We start from the raw sequence: 22774 nt of genomic DNA on the forward strand, positions 1-22774 counted from the left end.
GTCAATAATAGTAAAATAACTTACAATTTCTCCAACCAAAAGTTAAACATTTTATTATACAAATGATAACGTGTTTTCCCCCCGCTAATTCCGTGGTTTTTATTAGGATAAAATTCGGAATCGAACCTTATATTTTTCTTAATCATGGCATCCAACATTTCTACTGTGTTTTGAAAATGTACGTTATCATCAGCAGTACCATGAATAATTAAGTAATTGCCTTTAATTTTATCTACATGGTTAATGGGTGAATTATCATCATAATTTTTGCCATTTTTCTGTGGTGTACGCATGTAACGTTCGGTATAAATATTATCGTAATAACGCCAGTTGGTTACCGGAGCCACAGCTATAGCTGCTTTAAATACATCGGCTCCTTTGCTAATGGCTAAACTAGCCATATAACCGCCAAAACTCCAACCCCAAAAACCTATTCTATTGGCATCTACATAAGCTAATTTACCTAACTGTTTGGCTAAATCTATCTGGTCTTCAATTTCATACTTACCTAGGTTCAGGTAAGTACATTTTTTAAATTCCTCTCCTTTAAAACCAGTTCCTCGTGCATCTGCACAAAATATAATATATCCTTTATTTGCTAGTGCCTGGTAATAATAGTAATTCATACCCATCCACCTGTCAACCGCTAACTGATGACCAGGACCATTGTAAGCATACATTAATACAGGGTATTTTTTAGTAGCATCAAAATTTTGTGGCTTAATAACAAATGCGTTTAAGCTGGTACCCTGCGCGTTCCTTATAGCCATAAACTCAGCTTTGGCAATATCAAACTCATTTAAAACATTCGTTAATTTTGAGTTGTTTTCTAACATTCTTACTTCTTTACCGCTTGCATTGTTTATGGTATAAACGGGTGGTGTATTTATATTACTCCAAGTATTTAAAAAATAGGAAAGTGACTGGTTAAAAATGGCTCCATTCCAACCGTGTTTAGGTGTCAGCAATTTTTTGTTTTTACCATTTAAACCTATACTGTATACAAATCTTTCGGCTGAAAGGTTAGTGCTTGTTTTACCTGTTATATATTCCGGGCTTGAATAAAACAATGTTTTTGTTTTTTCATCTATACCATAAAAAGCATCTACATCAAAATTACCTGCTGTTATTTGTTTTACTAATTTGCCATTTAAATCGTACTGATAAAAATGGTTAAAGCCACTTTTTTCGCTAGTTAAAATAAATGTTTTGTTGTCTTTTAAAAACACCAATCTATCAATTATATCTAAATAATATTTGTTTTCTTCTGTATAAATTACATTCGATTTTCCTGTAGTAGTATTGGCCAATAGTATTTCTAGTTTGTTTTGTAAACGGTTTAAACGTTGAATAGCCAATATATTGTTATTATTAGTAAATTGTATACGCGGAATATATATATCGGTTTCTTTACCTATTTCCATTTCTGCATTTAGCTGGCTTCTTAAATCATGTACTAAAACAGTAATAAAAGAGTTTGACTCTCCTGCTTTCGGGTATTTAAATTTGGTTTGGGTAGGATATAATTTACCATACATAGCCATTTCAAACTCTTTCACATTGCTTTCATCAAAACGGTAAAAGGCTATTTTATCACTATTAGGGCTCCATTCAAAACCTTTCCAAATAGCAAACTCTTCTTCGTACACCCAATCGGTAGCACCATTTATAATGGCATTTATTTTTCCGTCATTGGTAACGGCCTCTTCTTTTCTAATGGTTAAATCGTAGTAGTATAAATTATTGGCTCGTACATAAGCTATTTTATTACCATCAGGCGAAAAGGTACTATTCATTACCTTATGCGTAAATGGCTGAAACAATTGTTTCTTTATTAAATCATATACATACACATTTGACTGGCTGGAATGGCGGTAAATACTTTCGGCATTCGTAGTAAACAATATTTTAGTTTCATCAGTACTGAATTCAAAACTACTATAGGCTAATGGCTTGTTATCAACCAATACGTTGGCACTGGTAATAATGGTATCAACCAAGTTACCGGTAGCAAACTCATAACGTAAAATATTATTGTCTTTATCTGTTTCACAATAGTAACGTGCATCGTTTAATGAGGTAAAGCCACTCACGCCTGCTCCTGCAAAACTGCCTTTAACAAATATATCTTCCAGTGTAACCGGCTTTTTATTTTGAGCAAACAGGCTTGTAACAAGGCTGAAGCAAATAATGGCACAACTGGTTATTTTTTTTAAGTTTAAGAGAGTAAAGTAGTTAAATTTCATATATTGTAATTATGCTTTTGTAATACCAAAACGGCATGGTTTATGCAAATGCGAATAAACATAAACATTTTATAAAAACTAAAACCATTGGTGTAATTATAAAAAATCAACTTAAACTTTAAAAATCATGAAAAAAATTGCATTTATCCTGTTGTCGTTATTGGCTGTAAACAGCTTTGCACAAAACGCTACGCAAACCCCACCCCATAAGACCATTGCCGTTACCGGAACTGCTGAAATGGAAATTGTACCTGACGAAATTTATGTTTCCATTACTTTACAAGAGTATAAAGATGGTGGCAACAAAGTAATTATGGAAACGCTTGAAAAATCGTTACGCGAAGTTATTAGCACTATGAAAATTGATGTAAAGAATTTAAGTATTGAAGGTAGTTACGGTTATAGAAATTATATACCTAAAAAACATAAACAAAAAGATTTCTTTTTAAGTAAAACCTATCAATTAAAAATGAGTGACTTAACCAAGTACAATGAATTGATTGACAGACTTGACGATGAAGGCATAAGCCAGGTATTTATTAGCAAAACTAGCCATAGCAAAATAGAAGAGTATAAAAAGCAAATGAAAATAAATGCCATTAAAGCAGCTAAGGAAAAAGCAGCTTATTTATTGGTAGCTATTAATGAGCAATTGGGCGAAGCATTGGAAATAAACGAGCAAGCCAACAATGAATTTTTCCCGGTATATCAATCAAACAGGATGTATAAAATGCAGGGTGCTTTTGCTTCGGGTGACACCAATGGAGCTGATGAAAATAATATTGACATGAAACAAATAAAAATTACCAGCCAGATAAGTGTGGTTTTTGCTATTAAGTAATAATTAAGCATAAATTTATATCCTACAAAAAGCGCCTTATGCAAATGCATAAGGCGCTTTTTTGCTTTAAGAGAGTCTTTTATAATACTGATTATCTGTGAATAGAATTTGTTTATCGCAAAATTTAAGTTGCCTGATACTTAATTAAGTTAACAGATTTTGTAAAATTTTTAATTTGTTATTAATATTACTTTGTAATTATACATAACAACCTTACTTTGCATACAATAAACATTAAATATATGAAAAAAATCTACACCTTACTTTTAGTATTAACCTGCTTGTTAATGACAAGTAACACAAACGCACAAACAACGGTAAACGTTATGGTGCCAAGTGCGGCAAACGGAACCTCCGGAAACGGTAGAGGCCCCGTAACACAGTTCTTATTCCATAGAAGTTGCGCTATTTATAGTGCCGCTGAGTTTACAGGTTTAGTAGCCAATGGAGACAGTATTCAAAGAATCGGATGGAGCATTTTAACTGCAGGCTCTTCTGTTTCAGGAACCATGAAAATTTACTTAGTAAACACAACTGATGCTACCTTTACAAGAAGTTCAACATGGGCTACTTTACTTACTACCCCTACAGCATTGACATTGGTTTATAATGGACCTATGACTATTCCAGCTGCCGCAACAACTTATAGCGTAGTGCTTCCAACCCCATTTAAATATACCGGTTCGGGATTATACCTGGCTTACGAATGGACACCAACTATTGCCGGTACTGGAGCTGTATACAATTGTAATACAGGCATTACTAACGGACAATGGAATGCAAACAACAGTACTTCACTTCCAACAACGTTAGCTGCTTCAAACTTCAGAGCTCAAATTTTAGTAGGTGTTAAACCTGCCAAACTTGATGCAAAAATCAATGAAATTTACACTTTAGGTAAAATGCCTATTCCATACACTGCTCCTCACGCTGTTAGCGCCAATTTATCAAATATTGGTATTGATACTTTAATCAATTACCCGGTTATATTGAAAATAACGGGAGCAAATGCTTTTGTTGATACTTTCTGGATGGATACTTTAAAGCCCGGTGTAACAAGACAAGTTTCGTTTGCTGGTTTCAACCCGACTGTATTAGGCAATAACTTGGTAACGGTTAGTGTGCCTGCGGATAGTAATAACGGTAACAATTCAAAAACATTTAACCAGGTTGTTACAGCCACCACTTATACTTATGCTGAACCAACTTTACCTGCCATTGGTGGAGTAGGATTTACAGGAGGAACAGGTGATTTTGTGGCTAAATTCGCCTATTCAGGTGTAGCTAATGCAATTAACCAAGTCGGTGTTAATTTTTTTGGCGGAGGTATCTCTCTTGCCGTTGGTATATGGTCAAGAAATGCCATAACCGGGCAGCCGGGTACATTACTTTGGCAGTCATCAACCTTTACAAGTGTTACCGGGTTAAATACTATACCTGTTTCACCTGCTGTTACTATTACAGATACTTTCTTTGTGGGTGTAATTCAATCATCGACCGTTAACGCGAATTTTGCTTTCCAAAATGAAAACCCTATTCGCTCACAAACCTTCTATTACAGATCACCAACAGCTTCCGGAATATGGACAGATTTTGCACCGGCCAACTCTTTTAGATTTATGATTGAGCCAAGGTTACAGGCAGCGGATGATATTGGATTTACAGCAGTAAATTTCCCTTGTAAAATATTACCACAAGGTCAAACAGCTTTCAATCCTATTGGTACAGTTATTAATTACGGAACCAATCCACAAAGTAGTTTCCAAGTAAAATGCCGTATAACAAATGCATCAAATGCTCAGGTTTATTATGACTCAACTATTGTTTCTTTTTTAAATATAAATGAATCATTACCGGTAACTTTCACTACTTTATTTAACCCTACTGTTGCTGGAACTTATACCATTAAAACATGGAGTGACTTAACAGGAGATGCCAGCAGCTCAAACGATACAGCTTCGGCAACTTTTGTAATTAATAATATTCCGGTATTAACCCAGGAAAACAGACTTCAGTTCAATGGATCAAACAGCTATGTGGAAATTGCTAATAAATCATCAGTAAAACCAACTACTTCGTTTACCCTTGAAACTTGGGTATTAGGAAACAATGCATTACTAAATCCTGGTTGTATTTTCTCTGCTGATTCAAGTAATTCAGATACAAGTATTACTATTGAAACAGTAGGAAGAAAAGTTTTTGTAACACTTAAAACCACTAGTGGTGTATTCTTTTTAACCAGTAATGATACTATACCAACTAATAACTGGGCTCACGTTGCTGCTACTTATGACGGAGCTACTTTAGCTTTGTATATTAACGGTGATACAGCAGGTTCAATGGGTGCAACAGGTCTTATAAATTATAAAACCAACCCTATATACCTAGGTAAAAGAGCAGGACCTAAATCAACCAATGGAGTATCTGCTCTAAATGGTGGTTTAGATGAATTCAGAATGTGGAATATTGCACGTACACAGCATGATATTATTCAAAACATGCATAACAAAATTGCTAATTTCTCTGATCCTAATTTAGTTATTTACTATAGAATGAATGAAGGTTTAGGCAACGCCTCTATATCTGATGCTTCTGGAAACTGTAATAGTGGTGATTTAATAAATATGGATGCTAACATAACCGGACTTGGACAAGTTTGGTTTGGTGGTTCTGTTATGCTTGATACTATTCCAGCAAGTATTTTTAATATTTTTAACAATTCAATACAATCAAGTACTTCAAATAAAATAGCAGTGAAAGTAGAAAACCCTATTGGAAACGGTTCATTTGCCGTAACAGGATCTACTCAAGCCTTAATAGGTACAACTCCAACCGGATTTGCTAATAACAGTACAACTTCATGGGTTGTTTACAAATACGGAGATATGACTTTTGACAGTGCAAGATTCGAGTTTACAGTTCCAAATGGTAGTATATTATCATCATCAACCAATGCTGATTTAACTTTAAATGGACGTTTAATGGGCTTTGGAGCTTGGAATACAGTAAGAAGCACTGCTAATACTTTTGAAAGAGTAACCAATAACTTTAAAGCTAACTATTTACTTTTAAATACTGATACTTTCAACAGACAATTTGTTGTTTCATCAAATACCAACTCACTTCCTGTTAGTTTCATTTCTTTCAATGGAAGTAAAATGGATAGCCGTGTAATGCTAAACTGGATTACCGGATTTGAAACAAACAATAAAGGATTTGAAGTAGAACGTAGTATTGATGGAAAAGAATTCAGCAATATTGGATTTGTTAAAGGACAAGGTAATAGCAATAAAGTTAACACTTATAGCTTCTTAGATGAAAAAACAGGTAATGAAAACACTATTTTCTATCGTTTAAAACAAGTTGATTTTGATGGAAAATATACTTATTCATCGGTAATCAGAATTGCTAATCAAATCAATAATGCATTTGATGTAGTTGAAGTCTTACCAAATCCTTTTGATAATGATTTAACTATTAAATTAAACAATGCTTCTGATAAAGACATTCAAATTTCTATCTATAACTCGAATGGTATTTTAGTTAACAATAAAACTATAAATATTCCTTTTGGTTTAAATAGTATTAATATGGATGAAGTACAATATTTATCAAAAGGCTTTTATGTTTTAAAAGTGAACCAAGGCGGAAACATTAAAACATTTAAACTGATAAAATAAACACATTAAAATAACCAGTAAAAAAAGAAACCTCTTGATATTAACTATCAAGAGGTTTTTTTATGTCATTAAAAAAATATGACTTGCTAATTTCATTTTAATCTCGTACTTCGAAAAACATTTAAAAATAAAAACCATATGAAGAGAACAACTACACTAAAAATTTTTCTTGCCTTTTTGTTTGTAAACTTTGTTTACTATTCAAATGCCCAGCTTAATTATTTACCCGGAGGGTTTACCATTGCCGCTAATAGTTATGTTGATTTAGGTACGAATGGCAATGTCATTCCTGTGGCAAACAACGATGATGCTTTTTCTGCTCCTCAGCCAATTGGCTTTACTTTTAACTTTAACGGAGCTGCATATGACTCATTTGTATTTAGTACTAATGGATTTATTAAATTAGGTAGAGACAGCGCTTCTCGTCATTTCTTATTTACAACTTTTGCTCAACCACCATCTAATGGGGTTTTCACATCTGCAACTTTACCTACACCTTTTGCCAGCGACAGTTCTATGTTATTTGCAATGGGGCAAGATTTATTTGGCGGCTCATCAACTCCTGAATTCAGGGTTTTTACAGATGGTTTTTCTGGCGCACAGGTTTGTACTATTCAATGGAAAAACGTGAAAGATAAAACACAAGCTTCCACAGCCGGTTTATATGATACCATTAATTTTCAAATAAAACTGTATGAATCAACCAATGTGGTAGAATATGTATATGGTAACTGGACAACCACTATTAATCAACCTCTTGTTCGTTTTGCCGCTGTTGGTATAGTTGGTAGCAGTGTAATCAATGCTGCTCAAAACTTACATTTGGTAAAAGGTTCTACTATTGGCTGGACCAATACTGTAGCTAACCAAGGCTTTTATTTAAATAATGCTGTAAACTATAGAAATCCTATTAGTACTCCTGCAGGTCCTGCACCTGTTTCTGGTACTACTTTCAGGTTTACACCAATAACTGCTAACGATGCTTCGGTAAAAGCTATTTACACACAAGGAAAAACAACCTTAAACTATTCTATCTCAGATTCTATCAGAGCAAATATTTCAAACAATGGAGTAAGTACATTAACAAGTGTTGTTGTTACACTAGATATTACTGGTGCGCACTCTTACACTACCACTGCTACTATTCCATCATTAGGTCCTGGTTTAAGCACCAATGTTAGTTTTGCTCCTTTTATACCTACAAATACAGGTGCTTCGGTTATTACGGTATCGGTTCCTACTGATGATAATAATGCCAACAATACTTTAAGCAATAGCTATTTCGTAAATAATTATGAAATGAGTTATAGAGATACTTTATTAGCTCACTCAGGTAGTAATGGTATTACTATTCCTAATTTTTGGGGTGCTAAATTTTTTGTTAGTGGCGATGCATTGTTAACTACTGTTAGATCTTTTTTAGTTTCAAATGCTGATGCGGTAGGTGATACTGTTTGTGGAATGATACTGGATACATTAGGAAATGTTATAGCCAGATCGGCAAACAGAATAGTACAAGCTTCTGACCAAGGAACTACTATGAATTTTAATATTCAAGTACCAATATATGTAACCAATAAATCAGTTATTGCCGGAATAGCCGGAAGTACTGCTGTTAATGGATTAAACTATTTCTTAGGAACTTCTCAAACAGAAAATCCATTCAGAACAAATAATCCTTTTTACTTTCTTACAACAGGAACAGCTCTTAGTAATTCAACAGTTGGTACATTTTATGCCCTTCCGGGTGCAACGGGTAATCAAACTACAAGGTTAATGATGGAATGCCATGTTCGCCCGATACCACAAATAGAAGTAGGTGTTACGGCAAGCTCTATCTCAACTAAATACAGTGTTCCAACAGGAGTAAGTATTCCTTTCAGAGCTATTGTTAAAAACTATGGTATGCAAAACCGTCCGGCAGGAATAGCTGTTCGTTACAGCGTTAACAATGGCCCGGTAATTGGACCTATTAATACTACAACGGCTATTGCTCATAACGATACTACCAGTGTTTTATTTACCGGTGCCAATGCTATTACTTTTGCAAGTGCAGGTACTTATACTGTTAAAATATTCACTAGCTTAGTAAATGATTCGCTTGTTGCTAACGATACTTTAATAATCAATTACACTGCTTCTCCGCGCAATACTGTACCTTTCAGAACGTCAGGAGCTACTTTAACAAGCAATTGGACTATTGACAATGCAAGCAATGTAACTACTATATGGAAAACAACTTCTTGCGTTATGCCTAATGGTGCTACTAATACTTCTTTCTATGCTGATAACTTTAACTATGTTAGCAACGGACGTATTGTATCTACTTCGGCTTTTAACTTTACAGGTGTAACCAATCCTACTTTATATTACTCATTGGCACATGCGCCAAAAATATTAAGTGGCGATGATACATTGGATGTTGAAGTATCAACAGATGGTGGTAGTACTTTTACAGTAGTACAAACTTTAACCAGCCAAACCAGCAACCCTAGTTTAGGTACTGCTGCTGCTCAAAGTTCATTCTTCTTACCAAGTTCAGCTTCACAATGGCGTAATGCTACTGTTGATTTATCAGCTTATGCGAATAATGGTTTTGTAATGATAGCTTTTAGAAGCAGATCAGGTTTAGGTAATAGTATTTTCCTTAATAACATAAATGTATTAAACCCTCCTTCAACAAACTACCAATCAGTACCTTCTCCTACTATTTATTCAAGTGGAATTGTAACAGTTAATTACAATACCTCAGTAGGTGCCAGCAATGGTGTTTTAGCTATTTCAGCCTTTAATGGTTCACCTGTGTTTAGTGCTGCAAGTCCGGTATTTGCAACTAACACAACTGCTACTACAAACAATACTGCTATATTCACGCCTGACGTAATTAGTCCTTCTGCGTGGTTTACTATTAACTACTCAGGTATTGGAACCGGTAACTTACCAAGCACTGCTCCATTTGACTTAAGTATTAGTACTACTACTATTGGTGGTATTCAAAGTATTGATAGTTTATATATTGTTAGACGTTCTGAATCAAACGGAAGCTGGATAGCATTAAATACATCAAGAACTTCTACTTTATTAACAGTATACAATATTACTGATTATGGTGATTTTGGTATTGCAAGTAGTGTTGTTGCAAATACTTTACCTGTTTCTTGGTTAAGCTTTAAAGCCAATAAATTAGATAAAAACACTGCACAATTAGCTTGGTCAACAGCGCAAGAAATGAATAACAAAGGGTTTGAAATAGAAAGCAGTGTTGATGGCAGAAACTTTAACCGTATTGGTTTTGTTAAAGGTGCCGGTGTAAGTACTAAAGTAAACAACTATAGCTTTACTGATGCAGCTGTTAATAGCAACGTAGTATTTTACAGATTAAAACAATTGGATTATGACGGTAAATTTAACTACTCAAATACTATTCAATTAGCTGATGCAATCAATGCTATTGATATGGCTGAAGTATCACCTAATCCATTTGACAATGAGTTAACGGTTAAATTAAATGCTACTTCAACCAAACCTGTTCAGGTGGATATTTACAATGCCGATGGTAAATTGGTTAATCAAAGAACTATGGATGCCGTAATAGGTGCAAATAATTTCGCCATTGAAGGTGCAAATAATTTACCTAAAGGATTCTATATTTTAAAAGTAAACCAAAACGGAAATACCAAAACATTTAAATTAGTTAAATAATTTAAGTGAATAAAAGAAAAGGCCGCTTTGAAATTTCAAAGCGGCCTTTTTTATGTTTCATTATTTAACTGTAAAAGCATTTCGTTATAAAATAACAAAGGCTGTTTGAATGATTCAAACAGCCTTTGTTATTTTAATATTTCTCGGTTTTATGCTTGTTTTACCAATTGTATTTCAGCATGTAATTTTACTTCGTTACTTACTAAAACACCTCCTGTTTCTAATGCAGCATTCCATGTTAAACCAAAATCTTCACGGTTAATTTTTCCACTTAACGAAAAACCTGCTTTGTTGTTACCCCAAGGATCTTTTGATACGCCTCCGTACTCTACCTGTAAAGCTACTTTTTTAGTTACATCTTTAATGGTTAAGTCACCTTCTAATTTAAATGTATCTTCATCTTGTTTTACAAAATTGGTCGATTTAAATGTAATAGCAGGATACTTGTCTTTGTCAAAAAAGTCAGGCGATTGTAAGTGCTGGTCTCTTTGTTCGTTGTTGGTGTTAATAGATTTTGTTGCTGCTGAAAAATTAATTTTAGCTGTGGTAAAGTCTTCGCCCTCTGTTTCTGCATCTGCTGTAAACTCATTGAAAGAACCTGAAACATTGGTTAACATCATATGACGAACTTTAAATCCGATTTCGCTGTGTGTAGGGTCTAAGCCCCATTTTGTTGTGCTCATAATTTTTTTAATTTTGATTCAAATTAAGGTTGTTTATTTTTATAAAAACATTGATGTAGTTCAATAAATTTATATCGTTTCTAAAAGCAATTTCACTTCTTCATCTATCTGAACAAGCAGTTGTTCCAACTCCTGGTAGTTAAATTCTGTTTCGTGTTCTATTTTAACAACCAACTTACTTAACAAGGTAAATGAAGCGGATAACGCAATACCATTGTACTTATGAGCAGCTTTGGTTAAGGCATCCCAATTCCTGTTGTTTAAATGTCCTTTCAACTCCTTTACCAAACCAGATAAACTTAGTTTTACCAGCTCCATAAACCCATTGTAAACTTCCTGATCGTTACCTAAACGCTGCATTAAATCTTTTTTGTAAAAATGTACGGTATTACTTAACTCCTGCTGGGTTACTTTTGATCTGTTGAGTAACCATTTATCAATCATTACCTCAACCGTTTCTTTAATTACAGGTTTACTGATATAATCGTCCATTCCTGCTTCAATACATTTTTCCTTCTCTCCTTTTACGGTACCCGCTGTTAATGCTATAATCGGAATACGTTTTTTTACTTCCAACAGGCGTATGGCTTTTGTTGCTTCGTACCCGTTCATATCGGGCATTTGCACATCCATAAAAACTATATCGGGCATTTCATTGGTATATATTTCAATGGCTTCGTTTCCATTTTTAGCTTCAAATATTTGTGACTGTGGCAGCACATTATTGATTATTATTTTAGCTAAAAACATATTCACGGTATTATCATCGGCCACTAAAATTTTTAAATTAGGATATGCTTTTACTTCAACCTCTAAGGTTTTACTTTCAGATGTGGCTAATAGCTTATTGGTGTTTTTAGGACTCAACTTAGAAAGGGTATCGAACAACTGTTGTATTTTAATAGGTTTAACTATGCGTTGTGCAACGTTTAACTCTTTACAGGCTATATTAATCGTTTCATCATCGGACGAGCTGTAGAGCAAAATAATAGGCTGCTGCCCACCTTCTACATTTTTACTGTTTCTAATATTTCTGATTGTTTCTATACCATCCATTTCGGGCATATTAAAGTCCATCAGAATAGCATCGTATATTTTACCTGAATCTATAAGCGCTACGGCTTGTTTACCACTCTCTGCCAAATCGGTTCCAATTTGTTTCATGGCTAACATATCCTGTAAAATTAAACGGTTATTGGTATTGTCATCTACCACCAGAATATTTTCAAAATAATCGAGGTTTTCCCATACTATAGGCTCTCCCCTCATGGCTTTAAACGTTACATCAAAGTAAAAAACACTTCCTACACCAACTTCACTTTTCAACTGTAATTTACTATCCATTAAGGCCAGTAATTTGTTTGATATGGTTAAACCTAAACCTGTACCACCAAACCTGCGTGTAGTAGAGGCATCTTCCTGTGCAAATGCTTCAAATATTTTTTGTTGGTTAGCAGGTAAAATACCAATACCGGTATCTCTTACCGAAAACCTGAATACAATATCTCCATCTATTACTTTTGATAATGTTTCAACCTTTAATTCTATTTCGCCTTTCTGTGTAAATTTAATGGCATTGCCCAATAAGTTTACCAGTACTTGCCTTAACCTTATTCCATCAGCCCAAATAAAACGAGGTACTTCGGGCGATATATTTAAAAGCATTTCCAGCTTTTTTTGATGGGCTTGAAAAGTAACCACATCAGCCACTTGGTCGGCAATTTCCAGCAAATCTATTTTACTTAATTCTAACTCCAGCTTGCCTGCTTCTATCTTTGAAAAATCTAAAATATCGTTGATAATATCGAGTAAAGAATTGGCGGACTGAAACACGGCCGACATGTATTGGTACTGCGTTACATCTAAATTTGTTTTCATTAACAAATCGGTAAAACCAATTACACCATTTAAAGGTGTACGTATTTCGTGACTCATATTGGCCAAAAACTCTGACTTGGCTTTGCTCGCTTCTTCGGCCTGTTGTTTTGCTTTTATTAACTCTTGTTGTTGGCCTTTTCGCTGGGTAATATCTCTGACTATAGCCTGAATTACTTTTTCTCCATCTAACTCTAGAGCTATTAAAAGCACTTCGGTTGGAAATTCCTCTCCTGTATCTAATCGTTTATGGCGCCATTCAAAACTGCATATATCTTTGGCTAAGGCCAGTTTCATATATCTGTTGGAAAGTTCTTTTGAAGGGCGGTCGTTTGCTTGAAACAATGGAGAAACATCATCCAGTGTCAGCTTGCAAAACTCTTCTACCGAAGGGCAGCCAAACATTTTTAAGGTAGTTATATTACAATCAAAAAAACCTTTGCTATTGATTAACGCAACGGAATCGCTGGTTGAATTATACAAGGTTTTAAATTTAGATTCTGAACGCAATAAATCCTGCTCAGCCATTTTCAAATCAGTAATATCAACAGCTATTCCCAAAAAGCCAATAATATCACCATTGGTATTTTTTCGGGCTGTTATTACCAATTGAACAGGGAATGAAGAACCATCTTTTCTAAAATAAGTCCACTCCCTGGTTTCGTTCTGTCCTTGTTTGGCGTATTCATGAAATACATCAATGCCTTCTATAGGATAACCAAATATTTGGGTTAACTCTTTACCTCGTGCTATTACTTCTTCTTCTTTGTGAATAATGGATGGTGTTGTTTTGCCAATTACTTCTTCGGCCTTATAACCCAAAAGGTTTTCAGCACCTGCATTAAAATGAGTTATGTATCCGTTTAAATCTGTACCAATAATGGAAACCTCTGTAGTTGCGGCCATTAAGGTATTCATTTGAATATACATTTCGTCTGCCGCAATCCTACTTTCTTTTTCTCTCTGTATGTCTTGAAAAGTTCCAAATATTCTTACACAAATACCATCAACCATTTCCGGATTACCAATGGCTTTTACCCATCTGTCGTTTCCTTTTGCTGTTACTATTTGTACTTCCTGTTCAAAGGCCTCCCCTTTTTCAATAGCATTTTTTACTAGCTGTGTTATTAGGTCTCGGCTTTTACCTTGCTTATAAAAATTAATTCCTTGTGCCAGCGTTGGTTCAAAGTCCGGGTCGGCTTCATGAATTTCTTTGGTAACCGGTGACCATGATATAGTTTGCTTTAACAAATCGGCTTCCCAACCCCCTACTCGTGCTACTCTGCTTGCTGTTTCAAGCATTTCTCGGATTTTCACCAATTCTTTTTCTGTTTCTATCTGTGGGGTAATATCCCTTGCTATGGCAAATAAATTTCCTGTTGAAGTATCAGGCGTAGCTACCCATTGAAAAAATTTAAATAAACCTGATTTTGTTTTAAACCTGTTTACAAAATTGATTGTTTTAACTCCTTGTGATAAAGTTTCTATTTCGCGCAAGGTTGCTGCTATATCATCAGTATGTATAAAGCTTAAAAATGAATTGGCCAGTAACTCTTCTTCGCTCCACTCTAGGGTTTTAACAAAAGCCGGGTTTATTTTTTTAAAATACCCGTCAAGGCCTGCCACACAAATCATATCTGTAGACAAGTTGAATAAACGTTCTAAATTATGTAATTCTATTTTTTCCTTACGCGATATAATTTGAGCTGTTACTTCTTTGGATAAAATATCAAGTGCTTCTATCTGGTTTGGGGTTAATTTATTAGGCACTCTATCTATTACACATAGGGTTCCTAAAGCATAACCATCATTATCAATTAAAGGGTAACCGGCATAAAATCTTATATTAGGATCGCCTGTAACAAACGGATTATTAACAAAGCGTTTATCCTTTGTAGCATCTTCAACCTCCATTAAATCTTTATCCATAATGGCATACTGGCAAAAGGATGTATTCCTGTCGGTAGACACAACATCTAAACCTATTTTCGATTTAATCCATTGGCGGTTTTCTTCAATTAAAGTTACCAATGAAATGGGTACGCCACATATTAATGAGGCCAATTTGGTCAATCTGTCAAACTCAATTTCGCTACCGGTATCTAATATATTATAACTCTTTAAAGCTTTGATTCGCTCCGTTTCGTTATGTGGAATAGGTTCCATAAATTTTAAAATAATAAATGCAAATTATAGATTTAAAAACTGATTTAAGGGTTTATTCCACCAACTACTTAAACAAAATAACAACCGCTTAAACACTTTTTTAGCAATAATAGATAAAATTCAGTACTTATAAGCTAATAAATTTACTCTTTTCTAAAGGTATTGGGCTTGCGTAAACTGCCTATCAATTTTTTGTTAAGTAATGCAACATAAATGAATTAAGAAAACAGCAAATAATAAATAAAGCCACAAAACGGCCAATACAATATTGCTGCTTAATTCATGTTTCTATCGCCATATTTTTTAACGCGCTTGCGTTTATGTATTGTTTGGTTTTTTAACTCTTTTGATATAACGCTTATGCTTCCATCTTTTTCAAGCATAACCAACTCGGCCTGTTCTACCTTTTCTAAACCATGCTCACGTACCACTGCTTCTAACTCTTCCATGGTTAATTTCTGCGCCCTTAAATGGTCGGCATTTATAAAGCCTTTATACACCAACATAACGGGTTGGCCTTCTAAGATGTTACTAAACAACTTACTCCTGAACGAAATAATTTTTATGAGGTAGTTTAATAAAAACAAAGTAAGGGCTGCCAATAAACCTCCCTGAAGTGAGGTATCTTCGCCTACCATAGCATTTTGCACGGCATTGCTTATTAATAAAATCAACACTAAATCGGTAATGCTTAACTGCGAAAGTTCTTTCTTGCCAAACAAGCGAATGGCTAAAATAATAAATACGTAAACTGCTAATGAACGTAACACAATTTCAAGAAATGGATTCATATTAATTTATATTTTTAGGTATGGTACTTTTCAAAATGACATTTTTCAAATAGGATTATTACCATTTCTTACACTTATTTTGCAGCCCAAACATACATAAAATGACAAATAAAATAGCATTTATAACCGGTGCTTCGGCAGGTATAGGAGAAGCAGTTGCACGCAAGCTTGCAGCGCAAGGATATAACTTAATTTTAAACGCCCGCAGAAAAGAAAAAATTGAAAATTTAGCTACTGAATTAACAGGTAGCTATGGAATAAAAACATTGCCTTTGGTATTTGATGTAAGAAAGCATGATGAGGTAAAAACAGCTATTGAATCCCTACCCAACGATTGGAAAAATATTGATGTTTTAATAAACAATGCCGGTTTGGCAAGTGGCTTGGCTCCCATTTTTGAAGGCGATTTAACTGATTGGGAAGCCATGATTGACACTAACTTTAAAGGTTTACTGTACGTATCAAGATATATTTTACCCATTATGAAAAACAATGCCAGTGGACACGTTATCAATATTGGTTCTATAGCCGCAAAAGAGGTTTATGCCAATGGCAATGTATACTGTGCTACCAAACACGCTGTAGACGCATTGAATAAAGCTATGCGTATTGAATTAGCTCCGTTCGGTGTTAAAGTTACAGCCATACATCCTGGTGCTGTTGAAACTGAATTTTCTATTGTTCGTTTTCATGGTGATGAAGAAAAGGCAAAAAAAGTATACGAAGGTTTTGAAAACCTGATAGCTACTGATATAGCGGAAGCTATTGAGTTTTGTATAAACCGTCCGTTTAGAGTAAACATTAATGAGCTGATAATTATGCCAACGGCACAACCAATAGCCTCTATTATAAACAGAAAATAATACGATAATTACTTTTTTATAAACGGCAAAATTTAGTGCTGTTTTTGTTGGGCATGTTGCTATGTTTGCAACGCTAAAATGACTTATGAATGAATAAAATTTTTTTAATTATAAAGCGTGAATTTCTGACACGCGTAAAAAAGAAATCATTTTTAGTAATGACTATTTTATCGCCATTACTTATCGTTTTGTTTTATGGCGTAACTATTTACTTTAGTATTCATGGCCCCGGAGATGAAAATGTAAAAAACATTTTTGTAAACAGCAAAAACAGTTTAATCAAAAACAAACTTACTAGCAGCAAAATTTACAATTTTGAATATGGAAGTATTGAAACCAACACGGTTAACGATTTTCTTAAAACCAATAATACTTATTATGCAGTTTTAAGCATTCCTGATTCGTTTGGTATTGATTACCTTGACGACATTAAACTTACGGCCATTGACCAGCCCAGCATATCGCAGATAAATTACATTGAAAATGAATTAGAAAAGTATATTAAAAATGAACAACTCGCCAATTACAAAATTGACGAGAGCATTATTAATAAAATAAACGAAACTAAAATAAATGTAAACACCATTAAACTAAGTGCTGAAAGTGGTGTGGAGGAAAACAGCAACTCAAGTGCTGCTACTGCTTTGGGTATTGGTGGAGCTTTACTCATTTACCTGTTTATATTTTTATATGGTGTGATGGTTATGAAAGGCATCATTGAAGAAAAGACCAACCGTATTGTCGAAATTATTATATCGTCAGTAAGGCCTTTTCAATTAATGATGGGTAAAATTTTAGGAATAGCCAGTGTTGGCTTACTACAGTTCATTATTTGGGTAACACTTATTTTGCTAGCTACCCCTTTGGTAAGCTCATTATTAATGGGCAATAAAGCCCAAGAATTGGCTACAGCAGCGGCAAGTATGCCTAATTCAATGCCTGCAAAAGCCATTAGTGGCAATGCCTTTTTAGACGGTTTACTTTCTTTTAATTACCCCTATTTAATTGCGGTGTTTATTTTTTATTTTTTGGCCGGCTATTTATTTTATGGTGCTTTATTTGCCGCTATTGGCAGCGCTGTAGACAACGAAACCGATACTCAACAATTTATGTTACCTGTTACTATGCCTTTGTTATTTTCTATAGCATTGGCACAAGGTTTAGTATTAAATGCACCTAATGGTACAGCCGCATTCTGGCTTTCTATTATTCCATTTACTTCACCTATTGTTATGATGATTAGATTACCTTTTGGTGTACCTACCTGGGAACTGCTATTGTCAATGGGATTAATGATAGTTGGCTTTATGTTTACCGTATGGCTGGCCTCACGCATTTATAGAATTGGTATATTAACTTTTGGAAAAAAACCCACTTATAAAGAAATATGGAAGTGGATAAGAATGAATAATTAAATGGCAATAGAACATCCGTTACGCGTAAGTGGTTATAGAAATTTTATATTAACCAGATTTTGTTTAACCGTAGCGCTGCAAATACTTGCGGTAATAATTGGCTGGCATATTTACAAACTAACTAAAGATGTTTATGCACTTGGATTAATAGGCTTAGCCGAAGCCATACCTGCTATAAGTGTTGCCCTATTTGCCGGGCATTTTGCTGACAAGCATAACCGCAAAAAAATAATGCAGGTAAGCTTATTTACGATGCTTATAAGTGCTTTGGCATTATTATACATTACACAGGAAAAATTTGAATCAACTCACCAAATAAACAGCATTTATTTACTCATTATGCTTACCGGTTTAGCCCGTGGATTTTATGCACCCGCTGCACAGGCTATACTTACACAATTGGTTAACAAAGAGCAACTGGTTAAAGGCAGTACCATTTATAGTACTACCTGGCAAATGGCTTCTATTTTAGGACCTGCAAGCGCGGGTTTTTTGTACAATTACGGAGGAATAACCAATAGTTTTATGGTAATATGTACTATTATTTTTATTGCTTTTATTTTTTTAAGTTCTATAAAAGTAAAAAAACATACGGTTCAATTAAACCATACTTCTATCTGGCTTAATTTAGCTGATGGCATAAAATATGTATTTAACCACAAAATTATTTTAGGTGCTTTATCGCTCGATTTATTTTCCGTTTTATTTGGTGGTGCAGTAGCTTTATTACCTGCCTTTGCCGATGAAATTTTAAATGTAGGCCCACAAGGTTTAGGTTATTTGCGTGCAGCCCCATCGTTGGGTGCCAGTATAACCATGATTGTATTTTCGTTCTACAACAACTTTAAAAACCCTGGGCAAACACTGATAGCTGTAGTAGCTTGCTTTGGCATTTGTATGATAGGATTTGGCTTAAGTACCAACTTTTATTTAAGTATTGTATTGTTATTATTCAGTGGTGCTTTTGATAGCATTAGCGTAATTATCAGGGGTGCTATTATGCAAATTTATGTACCTGATAATATGCGTGGTCGTGTATCGTCTATCAATACCATTTTTATTGGAAGCTCTAATGAAATTGGTGCTTTTGAAAGTGGGTTTGCGGCCAAATACTTAGGTTTAGCTCCTTCGGTTATTTTTGGCGGTTGTGTTACTTTATTGGTGGTAAGTGTTACGCAATGGAAAGCTAAATCGTTGAAGAAAATGGAATTTAGCAACGGCTAATCAACTGTAAGGTAATAAGAGGTGCCTTCTTTATCTTTACAATTCACAAAAAAATCGTTGGGTAAGCCATTCTTTAAATCAACAATGGTAATCAATTTGGTATCGCATTCTTTTTTGTTTTTATTGTTAAAAACAAGTGCTGAATCGCTTAATTGTGTAGGTAAATCAATAGGTAAATTGAATTGGTAGTTTCCTACATATTGGTTCTTTTCGTTGTAAACCAAAACCTTGGTTGTTGACCTATGTGATATACCCCAATACCAAACCCAATTTACAATTTTATATATTTTTCCATCTGTGGTTTTCACATCACCCAAGTATTTCATGTGCGTTTCATTACCGCCTGAGGTATTCCATTTACCAATAACTATTAAAGTATCTTTTACGTTTTTATCCAATAGCTTTTCGCTAATTTCTTCATGGTTTGTCTGCGATTTAACATTGTTAGCAAGCACAAAAAAAACACTTAGCAAAAGTCCTAAATAAAATTTCATGTTAATTTAAATTACAACTTCAATAGCTTTTAAACTTATTGCTAATATAATCATTATACCTATATGTTTAAGCAAATTTTATAATCCAATAAAAGCTCCTGAAATAACAAAATTAAATCTATCACCCGTTCTTTTTGTATCATTTTTTTTAATGAGGCCTGTCATATTTTATTGGGGAAATAGCGCTAAACTTGCATTCGTAATTTTATTATAATGATACTATTTGATTTTATTGAAGCCAACAAAGAAAAATACCGCGAACAGTTTTTAACGGCCAAGCCTTTTCCTCATATAGCTGTAGATGGCATTTGTGATGAGGCTAAGTTAAATACTTTGTATAATAACATACCTGATATTGAAGTAGCGAGCGCTGATTATGTTTTTGCCAAAAACAAATTTGAGAAGTCAAAATTTAAAGACTTGGGTGGCCTTTTTGAAGAACTGTATAATGATTTAATCAGTGAAAGGTTTAAAAACTGGGTTGCTTACATTACCAATGAAGATATTTTTATTGATACTACTTTTTATGGCGGAGGCATACACCAGGGTAAACAAGGAAGCTTTTTAGATATGCATGCTGATTTCAACTACCACCCTTTGGTTGAAAACTGGTATCGAAATTTAAACTTATTGCTATATATTAATAAAGACTGGCAAGAAGGCCATGGCGGGCACTTGCAGTTAGAGGACGGCAGAACGGGCGAAAAAACAGCGGTAGCAATTCCTTTTAACCGATTAGCTATTATGCATTGTCGTGCTTATACATTGCATGGTTATAACCCTATTAGTTTTCCTGAAGGTAAATATAGAACATCTATAGCCGCTTATGCTTATACTGTTCATGAAAATCACTTAGAAGCATCGCGAACAACTGTATGGCATGTAAAAAAAGATAATCCTATTAAATATGCTTTATCAAAAATATGGGTACCTGCTGTTAAACTTAAAAGTTTGTTTTCAAAAAGTAATACGGCTAAACACTAACCCACACTAACGACATATATTTTATTTAAAAACGCCAAAACTAAGTATTAGTTTTGGCGTTTTATATTTATGAACTGGAATCAATTAACGCAAGTAGCGGAACTAAATACAATTAACGAAGAATCGAATTCGCAAAAAATATTAGTGTTTAAACACAGTACACGCTGTAATATCAGTTCGAGTGCTTTAAACAGGTTGGAACGCAATTGGAACGATACAACTGACAGTGAAAAATTAAAACCTTATTACTTAGATTTAATTGCTCACCGCGATATATCGGCTGAAATTGCCAGTAAATGGAATATTGAACATGAATCGCCACAGGTATTGGTTATTGAAAATGGTAAATGTATTTACAACAACTCTCATTTGGGTATTGACTACGAAGAGCTAATGGCTCTTTAAAGCTCGTTTAGCAATAAAACAACAACCAAACCAATACTAAAACGGGCAACAAATAAGGAATACTGTATTTAAAAATATAAGTACCAAAACTTGGCATTTTAACACCCGCCTGATCGGCAATTGATTTGACCATAAAATTGGGCCCATTCCCTATATAAGTCATCGCACCAAAAAAAACCGCTCCTGTGGATAATGCTGATAGGTAATTGATATGTTCTGTCTTTAAAAAAGCCCTAACGCTCTCCACGCTTTCTATACTAAAGCCAAACTTAGCCAATACAACTGCAAATACATTTAAGTAGGTTGGAGCATTATCTAAAACACTTGAAAATACACCACTAAACCAATAGGCCACACTAGCTGATATTTTATTACTGATAGCAGGGTCTTGAGCCAAATGTTCTAACCATTGCAAAGCTGGAATCATGGTTAAAAAAATACCTATAAATAACCAGGCTACTTCTTTAATGGGTTCAAATGAAAAATCGTTGCTTAACAAGGCCTTTTTATCTGATAATCTGAAGCAAAAGAATGCGGCACTTAACTGTATAATTTCTCTTATAAACGATATTTTTTTACCTGCTATATCTATATGAGGCAATATATCAATTAAATTAGGATCAATAAAAATACTGGCAATCCCTATTAAAAGCCATATAAAATTGCGTTTCCCGTTAATCAATACTTTGTTGGTGTAATGTATATTTGAATCTACTTCATCCAATTTGGTGTTTTTTCTATCTACCAAAAAGAACACCAATAAAATACCTGCTATGGCTACTATCCATTTAGGAAATAAATGAATGATAGTATATTCAAAAGGGACCCCTTTTAAATAACCCATAAACAAAGGAGGGTCGCCAATGGGTGTTAACAAACCCCCTAAATTGGAAACAATAAAAATAAAAAATACAATATGGTAAGGTTGTAAGCGATAACGATTGATACGCATAAAAGGCCTTATCAATAAAACGGAAGCACCTGTTGTGCCTACCAAATTGGTTAAAATAGCTGCTATAAATAAAAATATTATATTGGTAAGTGGTTTACTCTCTACATCTATAAAAACATAAATACCGCCACTGGCCACAAATAATATAACCAGCAAGCTGATGAAAGAAATATACTCTGCTATGGTTTCTAACGGATGCAAAAAATTATCCATCACAAAACCATAATACAAAAATACAATTAGACCTAAACCCACACTAATTTTAGGATAATGGTGGTGCCATAGTTTTTGAAAAAAAATGGGCCCCGTTGCTATCATTAATAATAAACCGATGAAGGGAAATACTAGTATTAAAGGGGGAATAGTATGCATATTGTATAATTTTAGGTGCAATTAACACTTTTAAACTATTTTTTAGTTTATTGCATATTAATTTTTAGTCTAGTTAGTTAT

14 protein-coding genes are annotated in these 22774 nt (G+C 34.2%); 8 read left to right on the forward strand and 6 right to left on the reverse strand.

Annotation, left to right across the window (positions count from 1 at the left end; genetic code table 11):
- Positions 1–20 precede the first annotated feature (20 nt).
- Positions 21–2246 (reverse strand): S9 family peptidase, encoded by a 2226-nt coding sequence (locus tag V4538_02890; protein MES2379958.1) that lies wholly within the window; start codon positions 2244–2246, stop codon positions 21–23.
- Positions 2247–2373: 127 nt separating this feature from the next.
- On the opposite strand from V4538_02890, the gene V4538_02895 reads away from it, so the two are divergent.
- From V4538_02895 to V4538_02905, 3 genes are all read left to right on the forward strand, one after another.
- A complete protein-coding gene (locus V4538_02895) occupies positions 2374–3087 on the forward strand; it encodes an SIMPL domain-containing protein (GenBank protein ID MES2379959.1) in 714 nt (237 codons plus the stop codon).
- Between the two features lie 242 nt (positions 3088–3329).
- Entirely contained in the window at positions 3330–6767 is a 3438-nt protein-coding gene (locus V4538_02900; protein ID MES2379960.1) for a LamG-like jellyroll fold domain-containing protein, read from the forward strand.
- 138 nt (positions 6768–6905) lie between these two features.
- Positions 6906–10469, forward strand: a complete 3564-nt coding sequence (locus tag V4538_02905; GenBank protein ID MES2379961.1) for a T9SS type A sorting domain-containing protein — start codon at positions 6906–6908, stop codon at positions 10467–10469.
- A 149-nt stretch (positions 10470–10618) separates the two neighbouring features.
- Here V4538_02905 and V4538_02910 read toward each other — a convergent pair whose 3' ends face one another.
- The 3 genes from V4538_02910 to V4538_02920 form a co-directional block, all read right to left on the reverse strand.
- Complete coding sequence (locus tag V4538_02910) at positions 10619–11152, reverse strand: YceI family protein (GenBank protein ID MES2379962.1); 534 nt, start codon at positions 11150–11152, stop codon at positions 10619–10621.
- A 69-nt stretch (positions 11153–11221) separates the two neighbouring features.
- Positions 11222–15193: a PAS domain S-box protein gene (locus V4538_02915; protein MES2379963.1), complete on the reverse strand. Its 3972-nt coding sequence runs from the start codon at positions 15191–15193 to the stop codon at positions 11222–11224.
- Between the two features lie 275 nt (positions 15194–15468).
- Positions 15469–15984, reverse strand: a complete 516-nt coding sequence (locus V4538_02920) for a YetF domain-containing protein (GenBank protein ID MES2379964.1) — start codon at positions 15982–15984, stop codon at positions 15469–15471.
- Positions 15985–16085: 101 nt separating this feature from the next.
- Here V4538_02920 and V4538_02925 point away from each other — a divergent pair, with 101 nt between their 5' ends.
- From V4538_02925 to V4538_02935, 3 genes are all read left to right on the forward strand, one after another.
- Entirely contained in the window at positions 16086–16847 is a 762-nt protein-coding gene (locus V4538_02925; GenBank protein ID MES2379965.1) for an SDR family NAD(P)-dependent oxidoreductase, read from the forward strand.
- An 89-nt stretch (positions 16848–16936) separates the two neighbouring features.
- Positions 16937–18262 carry an ABC transporter permease gene (locus V4538_02930; protein MES2379966.1) on the forward strand — a complete coding sequence of 442 codons (1326 nt, stop codon included), beginning with the start codon at positions 16937–16939 and terminating at the stop codon, positions 18260–18262.
- Positions 18263–19486: an MFS transporter gene (locus V4538_02935; protein ID MES2379967.1), complete on the forward strand. Its 1224-nt coding sequence runs from the start codon at positions 18263–18265 to the stop codon at positions 19484–19486.
- On the opposite strand, the gene V4538_02940 is transcribed toward V4538_02935, so the two are convergent.
- On the reverse strand, positions 19483–19980 hold the full coding sequence (locus tag V4538_02940) for a hypothetical protein (GenBank protein MES2379968.1): 498 nt from the start codon (positions 19978–19980) through the stop codon (positions 19483–19485). The genes V4538_02935 and V4538_02940 overlap by 4 nt on opposite strands.
- A gap of 213 nt (positions 19981–20193) precedes the next feature.
- On the opposite strand from V4538_02940, the gene V4538_02945 reads away from it, so the two are divergent.
- On the forward strand, positions 20194–20964 hold the full coding sequence (locus V4538_02945; GenBank protein ID MES2379969.1) for a 2OG-Fe(II) oxygenase: 771 nt from the start codon (positions 20194–20196) through the stop codon (positions 20962–20964).
- A gap of 69 nt (positions 20965–21033) precedes the next feature.
- Positions 21034–21369 (forward strand): bacillithiol system redox-active protein YtxJ, encoded by a 336-nt coding sequence (gene ytxJ, locus V4538_02950; protein MES2379970.1) that lies wholly within the window; start codon positions 21034–21036, stop codon positions 21367–21369.
- A 7-nt stretch (positions 21370–21376) separates the two neighbouring features.
- Here the strand turns inward: ytxJ and V4538_02955 are convergent, their stop codons facing one another.
- Positions 21377–22693, reverse strand: a complete 1317-nt coding sequence (locus tag V4538_02955; protein MES2379971.1) for a sodium:proton antiporter — start codon at positions 22691–22693, stop codon at positions 21377–21379.
- Positions 22694–22774: the final 81 nt, after the last annotated feature.

This window comes from Bacteroidota bacterium, assembly GCA_040388375.1.
Lineage (GTDB): Bacteria > Bacteroidota > Bacteroidia > UKL13-3 > UKL13-3 > JAAFJM01.

Excerpts from the sequence above, each read along its gene's own strand:
- V4538_02890 (MES2379958.1), bottom strand. The coding sequence starts at position 2,246 with ATGAAATTTAACTACTTTACTCTCTTAAACTTAAAAAAAATAACCAGT.
- V4538_02895 (MES2379959.1), top strand. The coding sequence starts at position 2,374 with ATGAAAAAAATTGCATTTATCCTGTTGTCGTTATTGGCTGTAAACAGC.
- V4538_02900 (MES2379960.1), top strand. The coding sequence starts at position 3,330 with ATGAAAAAAATCTACACCTTACTTTTAGTATTAACCTGCTTGTTAATG.
- V4538_02905 (MES2379961.1), top strand. The coding sequence starts at position 6,906 with ATGAAGAGAACAACTACACTAAAAATTTTTCTTGCCTTTTTGTTTGTA.
- V4538_02910 (MES2379962.1), bottom strand. The coding sequence starts at position 11,152 with ATGAGCACAACAAAATGGGGCTTAGACCCTACACACAGCGAAATCGGA.
- V4538_02915 (MES2379963.1), bottom strand. The coding sequence starts at position 15,193 with ATGGAACCTATTCCACATAACGAAACGGAGCGAATCAAAGCTTTAAAG.
- V4538_02920 (MES2379964.1), bottom strand. The coding sequence starts at position 15,984 with ATGAATCCATTTCTTGAAATTGTGTTACGTTCATTAGCAGTTTACGTA.
- V4538_02925 (MES2379965.1), top strand. The coding sequence starts at position 16,086 with ATGACAAATAAAATAGCATTTATAACCGGTGCTTCGGCAGGTATAGGA.
- V4538_02930 (MES2379966.1), top strand. The coding sequence starts at position 16,937 with ATGAATAAAATTTTTTTAATTATAAAGCGTGAATTTCTGACACGCGTA.
- V4538_02935 (MES2379967.1), top strand. The coding sequence starts at position 18,263 with ATGGCAATAGAACATCCGTTACGCGTAAGTGGTTATAGAAATTTTATA.
- V4538_02940 (MES2379968.1), bottom strand. The coding sequence starts at position 19,980 with ATGAAATTTTATTTAGGACTTTTGCTAAGTGTTTTTTTTGTGCTTGCT.
- V4538_02945 (MES2379969.1), top strand. The coding sequence starts at position 20,194 with ATGATACTATTTGATTTTATTGAAGCCAACAAAGAAAAATACCGCGAA.
- ytxJ (MES2379970.1), top strand. The coding sequence starts at position 21,034 with ATGAACTGGAATCAATTAACGCAAGTAGCGGAACTAAATACAATTAAC.
- V4538_02955 (MES2379971.1), bottom strand. The coding sequence starts at position 22,693 with ATGCATACTATTCCCCCTTTAATACTAGTATTTCCCTTCATCGGTTTA.